We start from the raw sequence: 5,112 nt of genomic DNA on the forward strand, positions 1-5,112 counted from the left end.
GGCCGCGCTGGTCTTTGACACGCGCAACGTCTTTGAAAAGCAGGGGATCAGGGTGGCAGACGGACGCTTGGTCAAGATGTGACTGTCTTGTGGTCGGCGGGGGTGTCTATACCTTCAGAACCCTCGGTGGGATTGCGCATTCCGACGGCAAATCACTCCAGGTAATTCAATTGATAAACCGCAAAGCGCGAAGAAACATAGGCTGTCCCGCTCTCGGGATCGATGACGATATCGCGCAGCCAGGGCCCAAGCCTGTAACGCCGCAGAGATTTTCGAGTCTTCAGATCAATCACGTCAACCTGGTTCGTCAATATGCTTCCGACCAAAAGCAGGTCACGCTCTGCATCCAATGCCAACCCGCGCGCGCCAAATACAGTGGGAAAGCTGTTCTTTGATGCCAAAGTGGTCGTATCAAAGACCTGAATACGCGCGTGCACCGGCGAGGTCACCAGCAATTCTTCTCGTGAAACGTCAACCGTAGATCGATCACTGCGGTCGTCCGAAGGAGTGCTGGCGAGCAGCTCTCCATTCCTCAGGTTGAAAGCATGTACGCCTTCATCACGGAAGAAAAAATTCACATACATAATTGGTTTAAGAGGATGGGTGATCAGATTTCCGGGATCCACGTCCAGTGTCAACTTGCGCGCCAGGCTATTGGCATCGAATATTTGCACCGAGTCTATATCTTCCGCCCGTTCTGCGGCTTCGGACGCTGCAATAAGAACATTTTCCGAAGGATTGTAACCCATAATAATTTCCCCAGGGGGCAACGTTCCCAACGCACGGTCGGACACGATCTTGCGGCCTTCAACATCCACTAAAACCAACTTCTCAGCAGCCCGATTGGCGAATGATATTTGCCTGCGGTCAGGGTCAAAAACGCAGAATTGGGTTTTGTCGGTTATGATCCCTGTATCGCTCACCTCTTGGGTTTCGGGGAGAAGCACCAGCAATGTATTTGTTCCGTTTCCGCATAAAAAAAGCTGACCCGAAACAGGATCAAACACCATCGAAGCTATGTCGTACTTTGTATAAATTCCGAAACGCGGGCCAAAAATGACTTTGGCCTGAGGGGACATAAACAGGTTTTGTCCAATTTCTGCCAACCTCGGAAAAGGAAAAAAAGCAACGATGAGAGCAGAGGCGACAACAACACCAGGAATGTAGCGCCCAAAACCGGGCTCTTTGCGTGGTGCATCTGAGCCAAGTTTGCATCTTACCCAAAGATAGTAGGGGCGCGGCAACAACAATTCGGCTAAACCAACCGCGCAGATCATCACGGCATCAATTAATCTGCCGGACACCGGCTTACGAAGATATTGCGACCAGAACACCCCGGAATTCGCAACCAAAACCCCACCGCAGACAACGCCAAGAACAACTGCGTCACGTCCTGTCCATGGGTACAAGCCCCAGGTGACGCCCGCCAAGACAAGGGCAAACAACGCGAATGACCTGATGCGTTTTGGTAAGAAACGGGAAAGCAGGAAGATCACAGCACCCAAAGCCAGGACAATCAATACAAACAGCAGAGCTCTTTCCCAAACGGTTGAAATGACCCCGATTAGGCGTGTCATGAATCCCAAACTACCAGTCGTAGTCTCCAGAAAATCCACGAGAGCGTCCCGAAATATGAGAACCCCTAAAAAAATCAGCAGAGGTAAAGCCAAGCGAATGAAGACATACGAGTTCTTCATGGCTTTGTTTGCTTTAAGTCTTTCATTTTGTTTCCTCCTTCGAGCGTATTACCGACCCTTAACGCCAAATGACCCCTGACACATGTGGCTCACAAATGCGCGCAATAGGGGGGGCGTAGCAGACTAAAAAGCGGCTATCACTGAGCGTCGAATCCAAGCTGCCTTCAACGATCCAAATCGGACGTCTGCGCCCTTCCTGGTAAAGCTAATCCGGATATTCCCCTATTTCCCCCAAAAAAACAACGAATTACAGTTTTGCTTCAACGGCATTATCCTCGCAAGCGCAGCAAATCGTGGCATCTCAATACCAAAAACAATCTCACCAAGTGCCATGAGCACACCAATGCAACCGGTTCTGGCGCGGACTTTTGATCGTTGATGTTCCTGGCTATATCGGGTGGTGGCTCCAGGATCAGGGCCCATCTCTTTCTGGGTCACGACGTAATGCCCGCAAAAAATCGAGCGTGCAGCGTGCTACAAGAGAACCAGACCTCTCAGCCTCTGTTTCGCGCGCGAAACATCATGTGCCGCGCGCGTGCAGCCAGGCTTTCAGCTCTGCAAGAAATGTCTCGGACATTCCCTCGCCGGACAGGGTGACCTGTGCACCGTTTCGACTCTGTTTCAACTGAATGCCGCCGAATGTCTCTTTCAGGGAGGGCTTGGCAGCAGGTGGGTTTTCCCCGTTCGACCCCAAGCCGCTCACTGCACGGGTCAGAGCGGAAATCTCGGCTTCCCCGCTCTGAGGCGCAGCCTTCCGCAGAGCGGTGGTGATCAAGGAAGCTGCTTTTACCTCCTCTTTCAGAACCTTGGCAATCGACAGCCCCAACCGTTCAGGAATAGCTGACGCAAAGCGCAGATGGTCATCCAGGGCGTGATAGATCGCGATGAAGGATCCGATCTTGGATCGCTTCGCCCGGCTGGCCGAGGCGAACAGCCCGCGCAGGGCCGCAGTTTCATCCGGGTAAACGCCCTGCTCTGCCGCGCGCGCCACGATCCGGGCGCGCTCGTAATAGCTCAGCCCGACGCGGATTTCATTTTCCTCGACCATGGCCACATAGGCATCAGATGCGCTCTGCGGCTGCCTGAGAAAGGCACGCACGGTCTCAAAGCGGGCCTCGCCCGTCTGCTGCGCCAAAGCCCGCAGCGCTGTCAGACGCCGCCAGCCCGAGATCAACCCGTAACGCCCGCCCTCCAGCTCCACGACCTCGATCGGGGTTTGCTGGCCACGGGCCCTCAGGCTTTCCTTCAGCGCCTCCATATCCGCGTCATCGGCCGCCATGCGATCACGCATCAGGTAGGTTTCCTCGATGGCGTCCAATGGCAGATCCTGCACCAAGCGCCCTTCGGCCCGCGCGGCACGCAATTCTCCGGACAGCTCTTCCAGCGCTGCCTGCGCCGCCGTGGCCCCGGCCACCTGTGCAACCGGCGGCGTGGTCCGGGGGGCGTCTGTGGGGAACATGGGGTTCAGCCCGGGGGCAGGGCGGCTGTCTTCCAGATAATCCGGCCGGGCAGGGGTCAGTCGTTTACGTTTTGCCATTGGTTTCTCCTTTTCCTGCGCGGATCAGACTCGGTTTCGGGACGTGGCAGGCGTGTTTCGCGCGCGAAACATCGCGATCAGAGCGACAGTTCCGGTGTTCCCGCCGCTTCGGCCTGCCGGGCCCGTTCTTCGCCCCGCCAGACGCCAATCAGCAGCTTCTTGAACGAGGCATAGGTGGCATCGAAGGTTTCCCGCCCGCGCACATAGGTCTCGCGGTTGAAATCGCGGTAATCGGCCTCGTAGATACCGTTGACCTGTTCCCCCGCCTGCCCGATCAGCGCCGTGTAGCCCTGCCAATGCGGCGACAGGGTCCGGCCCAGATAGGCCTGCATCAGCCCGGCCAGTTCGGCCTGCTGGCTGCCGTCATAGCGGGTGATGATCGTGCGCACCGCATCCCACTGAAACGCCATCTCGGGCCGCCCCAGGGCACGGGCCGCCATGTTCTCTCCGTCTTCGATGGACTGGAAGGTGGAATGCAGCATGTCAAAGAACCGGCCAGTGGAATCAAACTCGAGGAACGAGGCCCCCATGGGCACCAGAAGGATATCCGAGGCGGCCAGCCCATTGATCGTCAGATAGCCAAGGGCAGGGGGGGTATCGATGAAAATGATGTCATAGTCGTCCAGCACCCCATCTTCGTCCAGCGTATCTGTCAGCGCATCCCACAGCTTCCAGCTGCGGCCCTGCATCCGCCAGACGGGAATCTGGAATTCCGCCCAGTACAGGTTCAGCTGCGCGCCGATCAGGTCGATATTCGGCCAATGGGTGGTCTGGATCAGATCGCTGCTGCGGGTCTTCAGCGCCTCGGACAGGGTATCGTCAATCGGATGCGGCGCTTCACCCCGGTCAAGCCGCCCCTGATTGTCGCGGCGCAGATGGGTGGCGTAATGACGGGCGAGCAGGGGAAATACCGTCTGCCATTCATCGCTGACCTTGCCGCCGAAGATCGACGTCATCGAGCCCTGGCTGTCCAGATCAATGACCAGCACCTTGTAGCCGTCCAAAGCCGCCGACATGGCCAGATGCGCGCAGGTCGAGGTTTTGCCAACACCACCCTTGAAATTGGCCACGGACACGATCTTTGCGGGCAGACCCTCGGGTCGGTAGGGACGGTATTCTTTTGCCTTGGATCCTTCCGAGGCGAAATGCGCCCGCAGCCGCAGAACCTCATCCAGCGTGAACCACTTGGCACCGCCTTCGGTTTCGGACTGTCCCTGCGGCAGATCCGGATTGCCTTTCAGGACCCGGCGAAAATGAGCAGGCGCGACAGGGATCAGATATTTGGTGATTTCCCAGGTTGAAAACAGGCGCAGCTTTTTCTGACCGTTTTCTTCCAACCCCCGGTTCGCCAGGTCGCTACGCCCCCGCGCACAGGCATCCGCGATTTGCGAGAACTCATGTGTTCCGGTTGGATCGCCCAGTTCAGCATAGGCCAGATCCGGGTCGATATTGAAATACGGGGGAAGCCCGTCGGACGTTGCTGCGCGCATTGAAATACTGCCCATGTGCTATGTTTTCGACAACATACCACAAAAGGAAGCATGTGAAAGTATTATGAGTATAAAACTGAATTTTCTAAGCAAATTAAGGGGTAGAAAGCCTCCGAGACGCTGCTTTTGAGCGTTTGGCAAAAAAATGTTCAGTTAGAATCCTGTTATTTTATCAGTTACGGGTGAATTCGAGTTCTATTAAGTATAAGAAAAAAAAGAGGTTTTTGTATTTCTTGCAGATCATACTGAATCTGATCCCACGATAGGGTGACTCTGATCCCACGTTGCAGTGACTCTGAACCCACGTTCCGGCGGCTTTACGCCTCCTGTGGATAACTCTACGGTAAGCGTCAATAAAACCACGAACAAAGATTCGGGCAGGACATAT

Annotated in this window: 3 protein-coding genes; all 3 read right to left on the reverse strand. The window is 55.6% G+C overall.

Annotation, left to right across the window (positions count from 1 at the left end; translation table 11 throughout):
• Positions 1-152: 152 nt before the first annotated feature.
• Positions 153-1,697, reverse strand: a complete 1,545-nt coding sequence (locus AC2FNN_RS20975; RefSeq protein ID WP_496760392.1) for a YncE family protein — start codon at positions 1,695-1,697, stop codon at positions 153-155.
• A gap of 520 nt (positions 1,698-2,217) precedes the next feature.
• Positions 2,218-3,234 (reverse strand): ParB/RepB/Spo0J family partition protein, encoded by a 1,017-nt coding sequence (locus tag AC2FNN_RS20980; RefSeq protein ID WP_496760394.1) that lies wholly within the window; start codon positions 3,232-3,234, stop codon positions 2,218-2,220.
• A 77-nt stretch (positions 3,235-3,311) separates the two neighbouring features.
• Positions 3,312-4,739: an AAA family ATPase gene (locus tag AC2FNN_RS20985; RefSeq protein ID WP_496760396.1), complete on the reverse strand. Its 1,428-nt coding sequence runs from the start codon at positions 4,737-4,739 to the stop codon at positions 3,312-3,314.
• Positions 4,740-5,112: the final 373 nt, after the last annotated feature.

The organism is Ruegeria sp. BHSA118 (assembly GCF_059613405.1).